This is a genomic window from Candidatus Eremiobacterota bacterium, assembly GCA_031082125.1.
In the GTDB taxonomy this organism is placed as follows: domain Bacteria; phylum Vulcanimicrobiota; class CADAWZ01; order CADAWZ01; family Ess09-12; genus Ess09-12.
The window spans coordinates 1-15706 of sequence record JAVHLM010000049.1 but is presented as its reverse complement, the minus strand read 5'-3'; the positions used below and the strand labels follow the sequence as shown (position 1 = coordinate 15706).

Below are 15706 nucleotides of genomic sequence, written 5' to 3'. Positions count from 1 at the left end.
TGATGCAGGCGTTGAAAAAAGTCATTGAAGTGCGAGACCTGGAGAAAACCTATTTCCTTGGAGAGGTCACGGTTCAAGCCCTTCGCGGCGTTTCCCTGTCGATCTTCGAGGGAGAGTTCGTTGCCGTGATGGGCCCCTCGGGCTCAGGAAAATCCACTTTCATGAACATCCTGGGATGCCTTGATCCCCCCACCAAGGGACACTATCTCATTGAGGGGACCGATGTGTCAGGCCTCTCGAGCGATCAGCAGGCAGGCATGCGCAACAAGAAGATAGGCTTCGTCTTCCAGGGCTTCAATCTTCTCTCTAATACCACGGCTCTTGAAAATGTTGAGCTTCCCCTTTATTACAACAGGGATATCTCTTATTCAGCAAAAGAGAAGAATGCCATGGCGATGGAAGCTCTCGATTCCGTGGGACTCCATGGGCGCTCTCATCATATGACTCACCAGCTCTCCGGCGGCCAGCAGCAGCGTGTCGCCATCGCAAGATCCCTTGTCAATAAGCCCTCCATTATCCTTGCCGATGAGCCCACAGGGAATCTCGACACCCGCACAAGTCTCGAGATAATCAAGATATTCCAGGATCTTAATTCCAGTTTAGCTATCACCGTAGTCCTGGTGACACACAGCGACGAGATATCCTCTCATGCGGGAAGGCTTGTCGTCTTCCGCGACGGGAGGCTCAAAGAGGATCATCTTGTGGAGCACCGCCTCGATGCCGGAGCCATGCTGAAAGAAATGCCCGACGAGGAGGAGATTGCATGAGCTTCCTGGCCACCCTGAGGATAGCCCTGAAAGCCCTGAACAGCAGCAAGATGCGCACCGCCCTCACCATGCTGGGAATCATCATCGGTGTGGCTTCAGTCATCTCCATGCTGAGCATAGGGCAGGGAGTATCGGCCTCGGTGTCATCCAGCATCAACTCCCTTGGCACCAACGCGCTGATGATCATGCCGGGCCAGATGGCAGTGGGAGGCGTCCGCCAGGGCGGAATGGATTCCCAGACCCTTACTGTTGAAGACTTCAAAGCTATTGCACGGGAGTGCCCCTCCATTGCATACACCTCGCCCCTGGTGCGAAAGATGGTGCAGGCAGTCTATGGCAATCAGAACCTGAGCACCACGTGCTACGGGATAAACGAGGATTACGAAATGATACGGAACTGGCCCTGCTCCAGCGGGAACTTCTTCACCAGCCAGGATGTGGCCTCAAGCGCCAAAGTCTGCCTGCTGGGAAAGACCGTCGCCGACAACCTTTTCGGGAGCGGGGACCCCCTGGGAGAGATGGTGAGAATCAAGAATGTGCCTTTCCGCGTGATAGGAATACTCTCCCCCAAAGGGTCAGGCATGGGGGGCGATCAGGATGACTGCCTGCTTATACCCTATACCACTGCAATGGAAAGGATCTCGAACGTCACCTATCTTAACCAGATTATGTGCTCAGCAGTTTCAGAAGACAGGGTCCAGCAGGCGCAGGCCGTCGAAGAGATCACGGGGCTTCTCCGGCAGCGGCATAAACTGCTGAACAACGAGGAAAACAACTTTTCCATCCGCTCCCAGGCAGACATTGCGGAAACGGCCTCAAAGACCACTGCCATATTCACCATCTTTTTGAGTGCCATCGCCTGTGTCTCCCTCCTTGTGGGAGGCATCGGGATCATGAATATCATGCTCGTGTCGGTGACGGAGCGGATCAGGGAGATTGGCATCAGGCTGGCCATGGGCGCGAGGGGGAAGGACATTCTCATGCAGTTTCTCACCGAGTCCGTCATCCTTTCACTGCTGGGGGGATTGATAGGCATTCTTCTGGGAGTGGGGCTTTCGAAAGGAATAGCGTACTTTGCCCACTGGAACACGCTGATTACGGTGCAGTCCGTAATGCTGTCCTTTCTCTTTTCGGCAGCAGTGGGAGTCTTTTTCGGCTTCTATCCCGCCTTCAGCGCCTCCAAGCTCAATCCTATCGATGCGCTGCGCCATGAATGAGCGGGATTCTTATAATTCCACGCTGGTGATGACGCCAAGAAGCTTCTTCGACGGGAAGTCATAAAACTGCACGAAGGAGGGGGAGTTGGTCTTGATGAAGGCAAAGACCTTCCACAGGGGATTATCGGTCACAATATCTTCAATGCCATAGAATATCACATTCTCGCCGATAGCGATGCCCTGGCTCTGCAGCATCCCTTCAATATCAACTATCTCCATATAGCCCATTTTTATCTCAAAGCCTCTCAGGCTGGGGGCAAATGTTTCCGTGTAATGGCCTTTCACCCCATAGGGTATGCTTTGGGTTTTTACTGAGAGAATAATGTTGTTCTCATAGATGATTTTGTGCTGGAACATCACGTTTGCCATATAGGGTGATATCTTCCTGCTGTCCATGAGCAGGAATACCGCAGTCCCCTTTATCCTGCACCCGCTCTGATAGAACTCCTCATATAAGGTGAGGAATTTTTTCAGCCCCAGGGGGTGTAATGCCTGATGGAGCTTATGCCGCCCCGCCCTGAAAATGAGAATCACCAGGAGGGGCATCATGGCAATGATGATAGACCAGTAGCCGCCATAGGGAATTTTGTGAATGGTGGTATAGAGGAATAAAAGATCGACACAGGCAGCGAGAAGAGAAAAGAACTCCAGCATTCGATCCTTTCTCTGATGGTAAATCCAGGTGAGCATCAGCGCGGTCATAGTCATGGTCACATTCACTGCAAGGCCGTAAGCCACCGCCATCCTGCTTGACTGCTTGAAAGTGAAAAGCATCAGGATGACGCATGCAAAGAGAAACCAGTTTGCAAAGCCGATATAAATCTGCGAGAGGAGCTTATGGGAGGTATGGGTTACCTTGAGACGGGGTATGATATGAGTGTTTATCGCCTGATAGACAATTGAAAATATGGCGCTGATCATCGACTGCGATGCGATAATTGTGGCACATACGGTAAGGATGAGGAAGGGAATATAGAGTATTCCGGACTCTTGAAGGACCATCTCAAAAAGCGCTAATTTTGTACCGGGATGAAGCATCAAGTGGGCACCCTGGCCCAGATAATTCAGGACAAGGCAGGCGAAGACAAAATACCAGGCCTTTTTAATGCTGTTCTTTCCCATGTGGCCCATATCGGCATAAAGGGCTTCGCCTCCGGTGAGGGCGAGTATCACTTCCGAGAGGGCAAGGAACCCGAGCAATTTGTTAGCAATGAAGAAATGAAAGGCGCTGAAGGGGTTTAATGCGTTGAGGATCCGGGGGCAGTGAAAGAGGGAGACCATTCCCGACAGCGCGAGCACAATGAACCACACAAGCATCAAAGGGCTGAAGAGCGTCGATAACCGCTCGATACCCCTGCGTTGAAAAGTGAATAACAGTATCGTGATGATGACGGCAATGACAAGGAGGTGTGATATGGAGATACCCGCCAGTACCGGGATGAGCACGAGGCCCTCCACCGCGCTCAATATGGTGATGGCAGGGGTGATCACCCCATCGCCGATAAGAAAGGAAAGGGCTATGAAGGAGAGAAAGAGCACAATGCTTATCTGCGTCTTTGATTTCACCAGGGGCGTGAGCAGCTGCTGGAGAATGATGGTTCCTCCTTCGCCCCGTATGCTGAGATTCATTGCAAGCCAGGCATACTGCCCATGCACCACGATGATGAGAGACCAGATGATAAGCGAAATGACCCCTATGATATTCTCCTCGGTAGGCTTCATCACGAGAAACACGGCAGTGAGGGTATATATGGGGCTTGTCCCGATATCGCCGAAGACGATGCCGAGAGGCTTCGTTATCTCACAAAAATTTATCCAGAGCCTGGTGCGCATGATTATATTATAGCATAAGGGTCCCACGGAATAATTCAGGCAGCGGCTGCCAGGGACAGGGCCGGCTTCTTTTGTACGCCCCGCATGGGTGCCGGGCCGGGGGTGAGGGAAGCAGAGGAGGGCCTCTCTTTTGATTCATGTAAGAGATCTTGATTATAAGAATTAAGAGTTTTACTGATATTTATTTGCTGATAAGTCTGCTATTATGGGATCAGGAAGCCAGGGAGAGATTATCATGATCTGCCCCGGGAGCAGCAGGCCAGTTGAATGGGATGGCGAAGGAATGAAAAAGAAATTTTCTCCCAGGAAAAGACATGTGATTGTCTTTCTGCTTATTCTGGCAGTCCTGGCATTTGCCTGTACGATCTTCATAGTCAAATCGTGGCTCAAGACCCTGCAGGATCCTCAATTCGTATCTGCGGTAATCTCACGTGCCATTGAATGTCCGGTGAATGTGGAAAAGGTCTCCATAAGCCCGGGCGGAAGGCTGATCCTTACAAATGTCATCATCTATACTCCCGACGCACTCAAGCGGCGTCGTGAGATGCTCACTGCTCCGCTCATCATAGCCTCGTTCAGTCCCTGGAAAATCATGAGGGGAAAGTATGAGAAGAGCCTCACCGCCGCCGAGCTTGGCGACCCCACGCTGCATCTTACCCCCGATACTCTTCAATGGTTACAGAAACGACTGGACAAATTGATGAGATTACTGCCATCAACAAGCATCAAATCAGGAACCCTTGAGCTCTCAGGATTTCCCCTCATATCGCCGCGCCAGTTCAAGAAAATCCGGGGTACCCTGAAGCTGAGATATCCCCAGTGGGAATGTGATCTCAAGGGAACATCGTCAGACCTCCAGGAAAAATGGGGCCTCCAGGGAAAGGGACCCGTATCGGGGAAGCCCCTCATGAAGCTCCGGGGGCAGAATGTGGAGATTGCGGATGTCTTCGGTGATAAAGCTCTGAAAGACCTTCCCCATTTCAAGGGAAAAGCGGATCTTCAGGCAGAGTTCCTGGAGCCTCAAGTGGTGAAGGGAAATGTCAAGGCCGGAAAGCTGATCGCCTCCCTCTTTCCCGCCGACAAAAAATGGAGCCTCACCGATGCCCTCATGGGTGAATGGAATGAGATGAGCATTGCCTTCTCCCGGAAGGGAGAAGCCCCTCTGGAGCTCAGGGGTGAGGCTCTCCACACCCTTCTGGGGAAGGTTTTTTTCCAGGGAAGGATGGGAAAGGGCACCTGGGAGATGGCATCTTCAGCGGAGCGTATATCCTACGCCTCCCTTACCTTCATGGAGCCGGAGCTTCACCTCAGGAAAAAGGGGGAGAGCCTTACGGGCTTCATATCGTCAAAGAAGGGAAAAGCGGATTTTCAGGCGGAGCTCCCGGAGCCTGAAGGGGTGAAGGGAAATGTCAAGGCCGGAAAGCTGATCGCCTCCCTCCTGCGAGCCGACAGAAAGGGGAGCCTCACCGATGCCCTCAAGGGGGGATGGAAAGAGATGAGCATTACCTTATCCCAGAAGGGAGGTGCCCCTCTGGAGTTCAGGGGTAAGACTCTTCACACCCTGCTGGGGAAGATTCTTTTCACGGGAAAGATGGGAAAGAGATCCCGGGAGATGACCTTCTCACTGCGGCAGGTATCCTTCGCCACCCTTACCTTGATGGAGCCGGAGCTCCGCCTCAAGGAAAACGGGGAGAGCCTTACAGGCTCCCTCTCTTCAAAGACGGGAAAAATGGAGGAGTTTCTGCTGGTGGCTCCGCATTTCGCCTTCGAAGCGCATGATGGCCTGGCCTTCACCGGGAACTGCATTATATTCGACAGCAATGCCACGATAAGCGGAAAGTGCTCCGCTGAATCAATGCATTACACGGTAAAAATTCCTTCCTTCAATCTGAAAAACCTGAGCACCTTTAAAATAAGAGAAGATAACCTCTCCGGCGTGGGCTATCTGAAAGCCACAATCATCCAGGGGAATGAGAAGAGCCTGTTCTTCAGCCTGGAGAGCGAAAACCTCTACTGGGCGAAAAAGAAGCTTCCCCGAATCAGCCTCGATGGAGAGCAGAAAAAAGGCATTCTCCTCATTTCCGCCCTCAGTATATTCACCGGCACCAGTCCAATCCTTCTTGAAGGAGCCATCAACATTGAAAAACAGACATGTGCTCTCAATGGCAGGATTGAAGAGGCTTCGCTCCAGGCACTCATCGACATGGCCGGTGGCAAGGCCCCGGATCTGCAGGGAAGGCTGAGCGGCGGGCTCGATATCATGGGGGAGCTGAAAAAGCCTGAATTCCATTTCGAGGGAAGGGTCCTTCAGCTTGTCTACAAGGGCAAGGATATGGGGGATGGCACCCTGAAAGTAAGCGGCACCTCACAGGCCATAAACGGCCGCCTGGACCTTGACAGGCCCCCCGGACTTAGGGCAGGCATTGCGCCGGCCAACGTGGAGATGACGTACTATGTCCTCATCGGGGGAACGGTGAAGGATCCTGTATTCAAGCCGCAGACCACGGGGCCGAGATTAACTGTCAACCCCGGCGGCATCTGGAAATTCTTCCAGAAGCTCATCCCGTGATCCAGCAGCCATATGAAACCATTCCTTCAATTTATCAAAGGAGTGTTTCCAATTTGTCCCTTACCGTCGGCCATACCAATAGTAACCGCCGCCCCCGCCGAACAATAAGATCACCACGACGATGATAAGAATAGTTGTGGTATCCATGTGATTTTCTCCCTTCTTGTTACTTGCCCAGGACCTTTTTGACCTCACCGATCTTTTTCTGAACTTTGCCGGCCAGCTCTTCGCCAGCACCTTCGGCTTCCAACTTGTGATTATCGGTGATCCTTCCGGCGGCCTCTTTGACCTTGCCCTTCAGTTCGTGATAAGTTCCTTCTACATTGTCCTTTGTGCTTGATTTCATGGTATTCCTCCTTCCCTTTCTTTGCGCTGCTCGTCTTTGTGAGTCGCCCGGTGAGCTCAGCGTCTTAAGCCTTCATGGCTTCCAACATTCTATACTTCCTGTCTTGATTATACCTTTTTATTATCCTTGTTCATATGGGAATAAGTCTAATTTAAAAATGAAGTGCAGGAAGCCACTTCATCGACCCGGGGCTTCCCGGGAGCCTGGGCATGATTTCTTAATTGGGCCTCTTTCTGCAAATTTAGACTATTTCTCATATAAATCTGTGAAATGAAAAGATATAATAAAGTAAGGAGCAGATGCCCCATTGCCGCCGGGGAGGAGGCAAGCCATGAAACAGGAATCTGGAAGGGGCCTCACGGGGTGGACTTTATAAAACAGACTTGAGCGAAATCAATGAAACTCAAAGAATGAGAGGACGAAAACAATGCTTATCAAAGCCAAGACACTCAAGGGTTACAAGCTGGACGGCCTCGATGGCGAAATAGGGAAGGTCAAAGAATTCTACTTCGATGACCAGTACTGGGCGATTCGTTATCTGATCGCCGACACAGGAAACTGGCTTACAGGCAGGCAGGTGCTGATCTCCCCGTATGCGCTGCTCTCCGTGATTAAAGAAGAGCACCACATCGGCATCGATTTGACTAAAAAGCAGATTGAGGACAGTCCGCCTCTGGACAGTGACAAGCCCGTCTCGCGACAATTCGAAGAGAGCTACTACGGGTATTATGGGTGGCCGGTGTATTTTGGCGGCCCTTACATGTGGGGAACATATCCCTATATTGTGCGTGACAGTAAACAATGGAAAGAATCCATGCAGGCTAAGGAAATGTGGGATCCCCATCTGCGCAGCACTCATGATGTGAGCGGCCATCATATTCAGGCTACAGACGGCGAGATTGGCCACGTCGAAGATTTTATCATCGATGACGAGGCGTGGGCGATTCGTTATCTTCTGATCGCCACACAGGACTGGTGGCCGGGGAAAAAGGTCCTGGTCTCACCGCAATGGATCGAGCGCATCAGCTGGAGCAAGTCGGCAGTCTTCATCAATCTTCCCCGCGAAACTATCAGGCAGTCACCGGAATACACGGAGGAATCTCTGCCCACGAGGGATTATGAGACCAGGCTGCATCGGCATTATAATCGCCAGGGATACTGGGTCGATGAACCGGATGCCAAGGTGCATTCCCATTGAAGAAGATGCGAGAAAGGCTTTCCTGCGTGCGTGACGTGCTCGACTGTCAGCCCATTTTTATCTCAAAGCCTCTCAGGCTGGGGGCAAATGTTTCCGTGTAAAGGCCTTTCACCCCGCAGGGAGTGTTCCGGGTCGTGACGGAGCAGCCCCCTTTATTCTGCACCCGCTCTCATAGAGCTCGTTCTCGGCGAATAGAGTCTCCATAGAACAATTAATCAAGGCGTCTTCTGGACATCCGGGGAGATTTCTGATACAATTCTTGCAGGTGGGGGAAAACACCGGTTTCCTCTCTTTAAGAATCTGAAGAGACTGTTGCACCAACCTTCTACTTTACTTTTCCCGGAAAGAGCGGTGATTGATGGAGATTCTGAAAGTAGCATCCATGTCGAACTCCAATTCTGTGGCAGGAGCCCTGGCCGGCGTGATAAGAGAGAAAGGCAGCGCCGAGATGCAGGCCGTGGGCGCGGGCGCCATTAACCAGGCGATAAAAGCCATTGCCATCGCCAGGGGCTTTGTGGCGCCCAGCGGGATCGATCTCGTATGTATCCCGGCGTTCAAAGAAATTGACATCAATGGAGAAGTGAGAACAGCGATACGCTTTATCGTTGAGCCCCGGCATAAGCGTGAGCATGCGGGATAAACCCCTTCTTTCTTTCCCCGGTTTCTTTTCTGCATACCGTGGCATTGGCGGAAGCTTCATCGAGGACTTCCTGAGAGTCCCTGAAGAAACGGTGATGGTGAGCACCACCACTACGCCTCTTCCATGCCATGAATAACGCTCAAAGCGCAAAGTTATGCATATTTTTTCAACAGAGGATTTTGCGGTCATTTTCATGTATACTTAATAATTATTTTCATGCGGCGGGAAGCGCGGAGGCGTAGATAAGGGAGGGAGCCTATGAGGGCGCTCGCAAAGAAGATAAGGGAACTGCTGATACTGCAATCGGCCAGCGCCAAGGTGATTGGCGGCTTCGTCCTGACCCTCGTGGCCGGGGGGCTCCTGCTGTGGCTTCCCTTCTCGCACCAGCCCGGGCGGGTGAGCCTGCTTGACGCCCTCTTTACCTCCACTTCAGCCGTCTGCGTCACAGGCCTCGCAGTGGTGGACACGGCCAGGGACTATACCCTGGCCGGGCAGCTCATCATACTGGCCCTGATCCAGCTCGGAGGCATCGGCCTCATGTCCTATGCCGCCATAGCCTTCAAGCTCGTAAAAAAGCGCCTCTCCCTCAACGCCCAGGCCGCTCTTTACGACTCACTGCTGCAGCATGACTTTGCAAGCGAGTTCAGTGAGATATTCTGGAGGCTCGCCAGGATCATGGTGGCCATAGAGCTGCTGGGAGCGGCAGTCCTGTTTCTGGGCCTGCTCCCCGCCCATGAGCCTCTCCATGCCCTCTACTCTTCGATCTTCCATTCCGTGTCTGCCTTCTGCAATGCCGGGTTCTCGATTTACAGCGACAACCTCATGGGGCTCCGGGACAACCACGTTTTCACGGCGACCCTCATGGTGCTCATCATCCTCGGGGGAATAGGTGACCCCGTGCTCCTGGACCTCTGGAAGGTCTTCTGCCGCGAAAGAGGGAAAAAGCAGACCGGCCCGAGCCCATTTACCCTTCATACCCGCGTGGTGGTAAGCACCAGCGCAGTGCTTGTGATAGGCGGCGCAGGCCTCCTGGTGCTTTTCGGCCTCACCCCCGCGGAAAAAAGCTGGGACCATGTCGTGAGCGGGGCGCTCTTCCAGTCAGTCTCGGCCAGGACGGCGGGCTTCAACACAGTGGACCTTGGAAAGCTCTCCCTTCCGTCCCTGATGGTCATGCTCATTCTCATGTTCATCGGCGGCTCGCCGGGATCATGCTGCGGGGGCATCAAGACCACGACATTCACCATCATGATCTCGCAGTTATGGGCGCTTCTCCACGGGAGAAACTGGGCGCGCATCTTCGGCAGGCACATCCCCGGCGATATCACCCGCAGAGCGGCCATGCTGATAGGGATTGCCATTGTATGGAACCTTGCGGGCATGGTGCTGCTCCTTACCACGGAATCGGGAGTCATAGACGGGCAGATGCAGCATGTGATTTTCGAGCAGGTGTCCGCCTATGCCACTGTGGGGCTCTCCACGGGTCTCACGCCGAAGCTGAGCGTGGCCGGCAAGCTCTGGATCATGCTTTCCATGCTTGTGGGGCGGCTGGGCCCCATCACCATCGTGCTGTGGATGTTCACGAGGGAATCCCCCAAGATCCAGTATCCTGAAGGGAGGGTTATGATAGGATGAAGGTGGAACGCAAGGCAATATGCATTGTAGGCCTGGGAAAATTCGGCGAGAGCCTCGCGGTTTCGATGGCCCCTTACTGCGAGGTGCTGGCCATTGACAAAGACATCGACTGCGTGAACGCCCTGTCAGAGACGGTGCAGAGGGCGCTCTGTATCGATGCAAGGGACCACCAGGCCCTCGCGTCAGTGGTATCAAGCGACTTCGACGAGGCGGTGGTGTGCATCGGCGAGCGGATGGAGTCGAGCATACTGTGCACCCTTCATTTGAAGCAGCTCGGCATCAAGACTATCAGGGCCAAGGCGCTCAGCAGGGACCATGCCGAGATTCTCCGCTCCGTGGGGGCAACGCACATCATTTTCCCGGAGAAGGAGACGGCCGAGCGACTGGCGGTGAAGATACTGAACCCCCACAGCATCGACTTCATCCCCTTCTCTGAGGGGTACCTCGCGGCGGAAATTGCCGCTCCCCCGGCCTTTCACGGGAAATCACTCGCCGGTGCTGAAGTCCGGAAAAAATTCAGGATCTTCGTCATCGCGGTGAAGAAAAAGGGGGAACAGGGCTGCCAGTTCCTCCCCGGAGCGGAGCACATCATAGAACAGGGCGATATGCTCACGATCATCGGCCATGAAAAGGACATAGGCCTCCTGCAGGCCGGCGCCGGTGGAGGTGAGGCCCCCCAGGGCGCCCCGTAAAGCTCATTACCAGCCCGGCAGACTCTCATGCCCGGAAAGATGACACAGTAATAAGGAGAATAACCTCAGGAGTGATTTATGCTTGAAGGCAGTGACCATGATGATGGATATGAAGGCATTGACGAATCATTGCGGGAAGAGGTGGACAGGCGTGTGAAGAAAGTCCTGGCCAGGGAGAAACAGGAAAAGAACAGGCTTATGAAAATCGCAAGAAGCGCTGAATTCAAAGAAGAGAAGATCCGGAAGATGCAGGAGCATATGAAAAACAGGATAGCCAGGATCATCCAGTGGGCAAAAGAGCAGAGCAGCTAGAGGCTCCCCCTACTTTTTCAGTATGATCCCCACGCCGCCATGGAGGAACCAGGCCTTGCCGAATTCTTTCCTGTCGTACGCCATGGGCTGGCCTGAGGCATCCTTGCCGGCAGGGTCGTTCACCAGCACTCGGCCTTCCCCGTCAAACCCCGTGACTACCGTGAGGTGCCCCTTCGATGAAGATGCCGGCGCATTCCTGAGTTCGCCCTCACCGTAAGAGATGCTCGCGATAATGGGCTGCCCCTGGGCAATGACCTTCTGGACTTCCTCCCATGTGGAGAAGATCTGCACCCATCCCCGGAGCCCGAGCTGGCAGGCGGCCTGGGGAGGCATCCACCAGGTGCCGTAGATATCGTGCTGCTTGTTGTAGAGCAGCGAGGCAATCTCTGACGTGGGGCGGTTGACGCCCAGGTACTGGAGCACCATGGCGGTGCTGGTGGGACAGCATACTCTCGAGGAAAGGTCCTTTTCTTCATCATGCTGAGAGCGGTAAGGCACCTGGAGAGGCTTCAAGTCAGCCTCCAGGTAGTGCGCAAGCTCGCTGTCAGGGACGGGAGGGTTAATCCTGAAGGCAAGGGCAAAGAGCGTCAGGGCAGGGGAGCTCTCCTTCCCCATGAGCGTCACCCTGTATTGAACCTCCTTGACGGGCTTTGTGAGCTTTATGTTGTCAATATCGGCTTTTGCCCAGGAGCATGGTGCCTCCTGGCCTTTCGGCCCTGCCTTGTCCTTCGGCCCTGCCTGCGAGCCCTTCTCCGATGCAGCGATCACCGGCGCGGCGGAGCCCCCGCTTCCCATGAGGAGCCACGGGGAAAGCTCCCCTTCACCGCTCCTCACTCTCACTTCCACAAGCCATCCCTCATTGCCCGAGCATTTGATATTCCAGGAGGGAATCACCCAGAGCGCCTGCCGCGGCAGTCTGATGACCGGCGACATATAGTATCCCTTATCCTTCCATGAGGGAGCGGTGAGCTTCACCGCAGCCCCCAGCAGGCGGGTCCCCTCAAAGGTGCCTTCCTTGAAAGCCGATGGCCCCTGAAGAAGCACCAGGGAGTCACCAGGTCCCATCCATGGGCGCCAGAGAGGATCGGGGTGCTCGGAAGCCGCCGCGAATGTCGTGGCGAGAGCCATAAGAATAAAGAAACACAGAAAAGATCGTCTCATATGATTTCAAGCCTCCTTGATTTTATAAAATGTCGATGGAACTGTCAGTCCGTGCTCCCCCCTTTTTTACACATCATGGTAAGTTCTCTCCCGGGAGAAAGCCTCCTTCTCAGGATGGATACTCTTCCCGGTTCCCCTCCCCTCCATGGCAAAAGGATAAACCTGCTCAGGGGGAAAAGATCTTACCATGCGAACTCCACTGATGATTCTTCTCCTTCTCTGCATGGCCTTCGCGGGTTCAGCGGCCTCCCTGCCGCTGCAGAACTCATCGAAATCACAGAATCCCCAGGGGTGCATCACCCGGGAAATCCCTCTTCTTGACTGCCGTTTTGTCCTTGAAGCCCGGGGGAACACCAGGTCGCCCCGCTGCATCTTTTTCGTGCCCCACCCCAACGAGAAGAACGGGGCCTCTGCGGCAGGGGACCTGGTGAAAGACTGGGACAGTGCCGCCCTCTATGTGCTCAGGCCCTCAAATCTCTCAGATATTGAGAAAGCCATGGCGCGGGATAAAATCCCCCAGAACAGCCCCGCCGGGAGATACCTTTATTTTTCCTGGAAAGGCCGGTGGTATGCAATTGATCCCAACAGGATCTACACACCGAGAGGGGTTGCAGGAGAGCTGCTGGTCCATGAGAGCCACCGGTGGATGAAAGCGGGGGAGAGGAAAAACAAGGAAGCTGTTCCTGCCCAGGTGACACGGGCGGTAAAAAGTGCCGCAGAGAAAATCATTGCCGCGCTTGGCATTGAGAAGAAAAGCCCCTCCCCTGTGACGATAGTGGCCGTCCATAACAACAGCCCGACGGCTCCCGGGGACCTGGAGTCGTTCAGCTTTCTCTGGTATAAGGCAGGAGGCCCCTGCGAGAAAGAGGTGGAGAGAAGAGAGGGGAGCCCCTGCCTCCACGAAGGCGATCCCGCCCGCTGCGACAACCTCATCCTTGTGAACCGCTTCGAGGATTTCCAGTATCTCCGCAAAGACGGGAGATTCAACGTGCTCCTCATGGCCGCCACTGAAGAAGGCCGGGAGGGCGATGACGGCTCTCTTTCAGTGTATTGCGGGAGCAAGGGGATAAGGTACGTGAACGTGGAGGCCCAGCACATGAACAAGAGCCGGGTGCAGAACGAGGACAGCAGGATTTACCAGCGATCGATGCTGCAGCTTGTGAGGAAGATGGTTGAGGAGGGGGAAAACCAATGAAATCAACACGGAGAGATTTTATCAGGACCGCTGCATTCACGGCGGGGCTCTGCCTCGCAGGAGGAGGGGGCCCGGCAAGAATTGTCTGGGCGGGAAGCAAGGTGACTGTGCCGGGGCCGGCAGGCGCCATGAAGCTCTCATTCCGCCCTTACACTATAGAGCTCAAGCATGCCTTCGTGCTCTCCACAAGTGCCCGCACCTCCACACCCGTCATGCTCACCGAGATAGAGTATGAAGGCCATGTGGGATACGGAGAGGCGTCGATGCCGCCTTACCTTGGGGAGTCTCACCAGTCGGTGGCGGAGTTCCTCCGGAAAGTGGATCTCAGGCAGTTCAAAGATCCCTTTGAGCTCGAGGACATCCTTTCCCGGGTAGATGAGCTGGCGCCCAGGAATACCGCGGCAAAAGCCTCCGTGGACATAGCCCTTCATGATCTGGTGGGAAAGCTCATGGGACAGCCCTTTTACAGGATATGGGGCTACAGCGCCCTCCATGCGCCGTATACCTCTTTCACCATCGGGATTGACACTCCCGAGGTGGTGCGCCAGAAGACGCGGGAGGCCTCTCAGTTCAAAATACTGAAAGTCAAGCTCGGGAGAGACACCGACAGGCAGATGATCGAGACAATCCGCTCGGTGACGCCGGTGCCTCTCTGCGCCGATGTGAACCAGGGATGGAAGGACAGAAATGTGGCGCTGGAGATGTGCCGCTGGCTCAAGGAAAAGAACTGCGTCTTCGTGGAGCAGCCCATGCCCAAAGAGCAGGTCGAGGACCTCGCCTGGCTCACGGAGCGGAGCCCCCTCCCCATAATCGGCGACGAGGGCGTGCAGAGGCTTCCCGACGTCTACAAGGCGAAAGGAGTCTATTCAGGGATCAACATCAAGCTGATGAAAAGCACCGGCATGAGGGAGGCCCGCAAGATGCTCGACGCGGCGAGGGCTATGGGCCTCAAGGTCATGCTGGGATGCATGACGGAGACTTCCTGCGCCATCTCGGCAGCCTCGCAGCTTTCGCCGGCCGTGGACTGGGCCGACCTCGACGGGGCCCTTCTCATCTCCAACGACCCCTTCAAAGGAACAGCAATCAAGGACGGCAGGGTAGTGCTTCAGGACCTCCCGGGAATAGGGGTGACAGAGACGGGAGCAGCTGCACTGAAAAGGTGAGCCCGATGAAGCACAGAGAGACCTTTGAAAAATTTGCGGACCGCTTTGTAAAGCGGGAGTTCCGCAATCGTTTCCTTCATGAAGCGGTGAAGAAGCCGCAGAAACTGCATTCCCGAATCTGCCACGGCATTGAAGAGCTTTTCGAAAAGTCTCTGGCAGGGGGCAGATGCAGCTTCGAACCTTCGGAGCGCTGCCTGGTCCTTTCGGGTGACAAAGGCTTCAGGGAGGCGGAATGGGCCGAAGCCCTGGACCTGATGGGCATGGGAGAAGGTCTGCTGGTAATCGGCCAGGATGGCGACAGGTTTTACGCAGAGTCAGAGGCCTCAAAGGGTATCATCTCCATGGCATACGCAGGCGAAGAAAAAGCTCGCTGAAAACCGGGGACAGACCTCTTGCCATCTACCTCCACACGCTCTCGGGCGGCACCTCATGGAATCGCCGGAACCCGCGTCAGGAGACCCTTTTCATAGACCAGGAAAGGGGTGCCTTCCGAGAGAGAGCCGAAGGTGAAGATGAGGTCAAAGGGCGCCCTGCCCCTCACGGTGAGAGTCCGCAGGCCGTGGAGCAGGTGGAGATGGCAGGCCTCGCAGAGGGTGATGAGGTTCCAGGGGTCATCGGTGCCCCCCTGGGAGCGCCTGATGATATGATGGATGTGGAGGTTTCTGCGGCATCGGCAGCCGGGGGCCTGGCAGCGGAACCGGTCGCGCTTCAGGATTTTATGGTGATGTGATGCTCTGTGGAAATGCCCTTCGGTGGTCAGGTAATCAGCAAGAAGGGCGGCAAGAAATTTCTCTTCCGGGTTGATGAGGCTTTCGGCGCCTTCCGCCGGGGCAAGACGGCCGAGAAAGGCATGGGCCGCCAGGTTCCAGACTTCTTCAAGCTCCCGGGGGAGGAAGAACTTGATTGTCATAGTGCCTCTCCCTGATATTGACAAACTGCCGCTTGAGAGGATATCCACCAGGAAGGTCTCCTCGGGGCTCT

General features: G+C 54.7%; 16 protein-coding genes. 11 read left to right on the top strand and 5 right to left on the bottom strand.

Translation table 11 applies throughout. From position 1 onward, the window contains the following. The first annotated feature begins 2 nt into the window (after positions 1 to 2). Together RDV48_30025 and RDV48_30020 are read left to right on the top strand one after the other, a co-directional pair. Entirely contained in the window at positions 3 to 767 is a 765-nt protein-coding gene (locus RDV48_30025; protein ID MDQ7827073.1) for an ABC transporter ATP-binding protein, read from the top strand. After that, a complete protein-coding gene (locus tag RDV48_30020) occupies positions 764 to 1984 on the top strand; it encodes an ABC transporter permease (protein MDQ7827072.1) in 1221 nt (406 codons plus the stop codon). Before RDV48_30025 ends, RDV48_30020 begins: the two co-directional genes overlap by 4 nt. Positions 1985 to 1993: 9 nt before the next feature. Here the strand turns inward: RDV48_30020 and RDV48_30015 are convergent, their stop codons facing one another. Continuing rightward, positions 1994 to 3817, bottom strand: coding sequence for a KUP/HAK/KT family potassium transporter (locus tag RDV48_30015; GenBank protein MDQ7827071.1), 1824 nt, complete (start codon positions 3815 to 3817; stop codon positions 1994 to 1996). A 283-nt stretch (positions 3818 to 4100) separates the two neighbouring features. Here RDV48_30015 and RDV48_30010 point away from each other — a divergent pair, with 283 nt between their 5' ends. Further along, complete coding sequence (locus RDV48_30010; GenBank protein MDQ7827070.1) at positions 4101 to 6386, top strand: hypothetical protein; 2286 nt, start codon at positions 4101 to 4103, stop codon at positions 6384 to 6386. Positions 6387 to 6552: 166 nt separating this feature from the next. On the opposite strand, the gene RDV48_30005 is transcribed toward RDV48_30010, so the two are convergent. Further along, positions 6553 to 6732: a CsbD family protein gene (locus RDV48_30005; GenBank protein MDQ7827069.1), complete on the bottom strand. Its 180-nt coding sequence runs from the start codon at positions 6730 to 6732 to the stop codon at positions 6553 to 6555. Between the two features lie 427 nt (positions 6733 to 7159). Here RDV48_30005 and RDV48_30000 point away from each other — a divergent pair, with 427 nt between their 5' ends. From RDV48_30000 to RDV48_29980, 5 genes are all read left to right on the top strand, one after another. Next, positions 7160 to 7930: a PRC-barrel domain-containing protein gene (locus RDV48_30000; protein MDQ7827068.1), complete on the top strand. Its 771-nt coding sequence runs from the start codon at positions 7160 to 7162 to the stop codon at positions 7928 to 7930. 358 nt (positions 7931 to 8288) lie between these two features. Continuing rightward, positions 8289 to 8570, top strand: coding sequence for a stage V sporulation protein S (locus RDV48_29995; GenBank protein ID MDQ7827067.1), 282 nt, complete (start codon positions 8289 to 8291; stop codon positions 8568 to 8570). A 258-nt stretch (positions 8571 to 8828) separates the two neighbouring features. Then, positions 8829 to 10202, top strand: coding sequence for a potassium transporter TrkG (locus RDV48_29990; protein ID MDQ7827066.1), 1374 nt, complete (start codon positions 8829 to 8831; stop codon positions 10200 to 10202). Next, positions 10199 to 10894 carry a TrkA family potassium uptake protein gene (locus RDV48_29985; GenBank protein ID MDQ7827065.1) on the top strand — a complete coding sequence of 232 codons (696 nt, stop codon included), beginning with the start codon at positions 10199 to 10201 and terminating at the stop codon, positions 10892 to 10894. Before RDV48_29990 ends, RDV48_29985 begins: the two co-directional genes overlap by 4 nt. A gap of 78 nt (positions 10895 to 10972) precedes the next feature. Beyond that, the gene (locus RDV48_29980; GenBank protein MDQ7827064.1) at positions 10973 to 11206 is read left to right on the top strand and encodes a hypothetical protein; all 234 of its coding nucleotides are present in this window, start codon (positions 10973 to 10975) and stop codon (positions 11204 to 11206) included. 9 nt (positions 11207 to 11215) lie between these two features. Here the strand turns inward: RDV48_29980 and RDV48_29975 are convergent, their stop codons facing one another. Next, a complete protein-coding gene (locus tag RDV48_29975) occupies positions 11216 to 12367 on the bottom strand; it encodes a C39 family peptidase (protein ID MDQ7827063.1) in 1152 nt (383 codons plus the stop codon). 66 nt (positions 12368 to 12433) lie between these two features. Beyond that, complete coding sequence (locus RDV48_29970; protein ID MDQ7827062.1) at positions 12434 to 12556, bottom strand: hypothetical protein; 123 nt, start codon at positions 12554 to 12556, stop codon at positions 12434 to 12436. Between RDV48_29970 and RDV48_29965 the strand changes: the two genes are divergently transcribed. Genes RDV48_29965 through RDV48_29955 form a run of 3 tightly spaced genes read left to right on the top strand, consistent with a single transcriptional unit; the run spans position 12555 to position 15099 of the window. Next, entirely contained in the window at positions 12555 to 13562 is a 1008-nt protein-coding gene (locus RDV48_29965) for a hypothetical protein (protein ID MDQ7827061.1), read from the top strand. The two genes, RDV48_29970 and RDV48_29965, sit on opposite strands and share 2 nt — an antisense overlap. Beyond that, positions 13559 to 14725, top strand: a complete 1167-nt coding sequence (locus tag RDV48_29960; GenBank protein MDQ7827060.1) for a dipeptide epimerase — start codon at positions 13559 to 13561, stop codon at positions 14723 to 14725. Before RDV48_29965 ends, RDV48_29960 begins: the two co-directional genes overlap by 4 nt. A 5-nt stretch (positions 14726 to 14730) precedes the next feature. Next, on the top strand, positions 14731 to 15099 hold the full coding sequence (locus RDV48_29955; GenBank protein MDQ7827059.1) for a hypothetical protein: 369 nt from the start codon (positions 14731 to 14733) through the stop codon (positions 15097 to 15099). 53 nt (positions 15100 to 15152) lie between these two features. Here RDV48_29955 and RDV48_29950 read toward each other — a convergent pair. After that, positions 15153 to 15706, bottom strand: a 554-nt coding sequence (locus RDV48_29950) for an HNH endonuclease (protein MDQ7827058.1), incomplete at its 5' end; no start/stop codon positions are given.

Bases quoted from the DNA above. Each gene is read 5' to 3' on its own strand.
- RDV48_30025 (MDQ7827073.1), top strand. From the start codon at position 3: ATGCAGGCGTTGAAAAAAGTCATTGAAGTGCGAGACCTGGAGAAAACC.
- RDV48_30020 (MDQ7827072.1), top strand. From the start codon at position 764: ATGAGCTTCCTGGCCACCCTGAGGATAGCCCTGAAAGCCCTGAACAGC.
- RDV48_30015 (MDQ7827071.1), bottom strand. From the start codon at position 3,817: ATGCGCACCAGGCTCTGGATAAATTTTTGTGAGATAACGAAGCCTCTC.
- RDV48_30010 (MDQ7827070.1), top strand. From the start codon at position 4,101: ATGAAAAAGAAATTTTCTCCCAGGAAAAGACATGTGATTGTCTTTCTG.
- RDV48_30005 (MDQ7827069.1), bottom strand. From the start codon at position 6,732: ATGAAATCAAGCACAAAGGACAATGTAGAAGGAACTTATCACGAACTG.
- RDV48_30000 (MDQ7827068.1), top strand. From the start codon at position 7,160: ATGCTTATCAAAGCCAAGACACTCAAGGGTTACAAGCTGGACGGCCTC.
- RDV48_29995 (MDQ7827067.1), top strand. From the start codon at position 8,289: ATGGAGATTCTGAAAGTAGCATCCATGTCGAACTCCAATTCTGTGGCA.
- RDV48_29990 (MDQ7827066.1), top strand. From the start codon at position 8,829: ATGAGGGCGCTCGCAAAGAAGATAAGGGAACTGCTGATACTGCAATCG.
- RDV48_29985 (MDQ7827065.1), top strand. From the start codon at position 10,199: ATGAAGGTGGAACGCAAGGCAATATGCATTGTAGGCCTGGGAAAATTC.
- RDV48_29980 (MDQ7827064.1), top strand. From the start codon at position 10,973: ATGCTTGAAGGCAGTGACCATGATGATGGATATGAAGGCATTGACGAA.
- RDV48_29975 (MDQ7827063.1), bottom strand. From the start codon at position 12,367: ATGAGACGATCTTTTCTGTGTTTCTTTATTCTTATGGCTCTCGCCACG.
- RDV48_29965 (MDQ7827061.1), top strand. From the start codon at position 12,555: ATGCGAACTCCACTGATGATTCTTCTCCTTCTCTGCATGGCCTTCGCG.
- RDV48_29970 (MDQ7827062.1), bottom strand. From the start codon at position 12,556: ATGGTAAGATCTTTTCCCCCTGAGCAGGTTTATCCTTTTGCCATGGAG.
- RDV48_29960 (MDQ7827060.1), top strand. From the start codon at position 13,559: ATGAAATCAACACGGAGAGATTTTATCAGGACCGCTGCATTCACGGCG.
- RDV48_29955 (MDQ7827059.1), top strand. From the start codon at position 14,731: ATGAAGCACAGAGAGACCTTTGAAAAATTTGCGGACCGCTTTGTAAAG.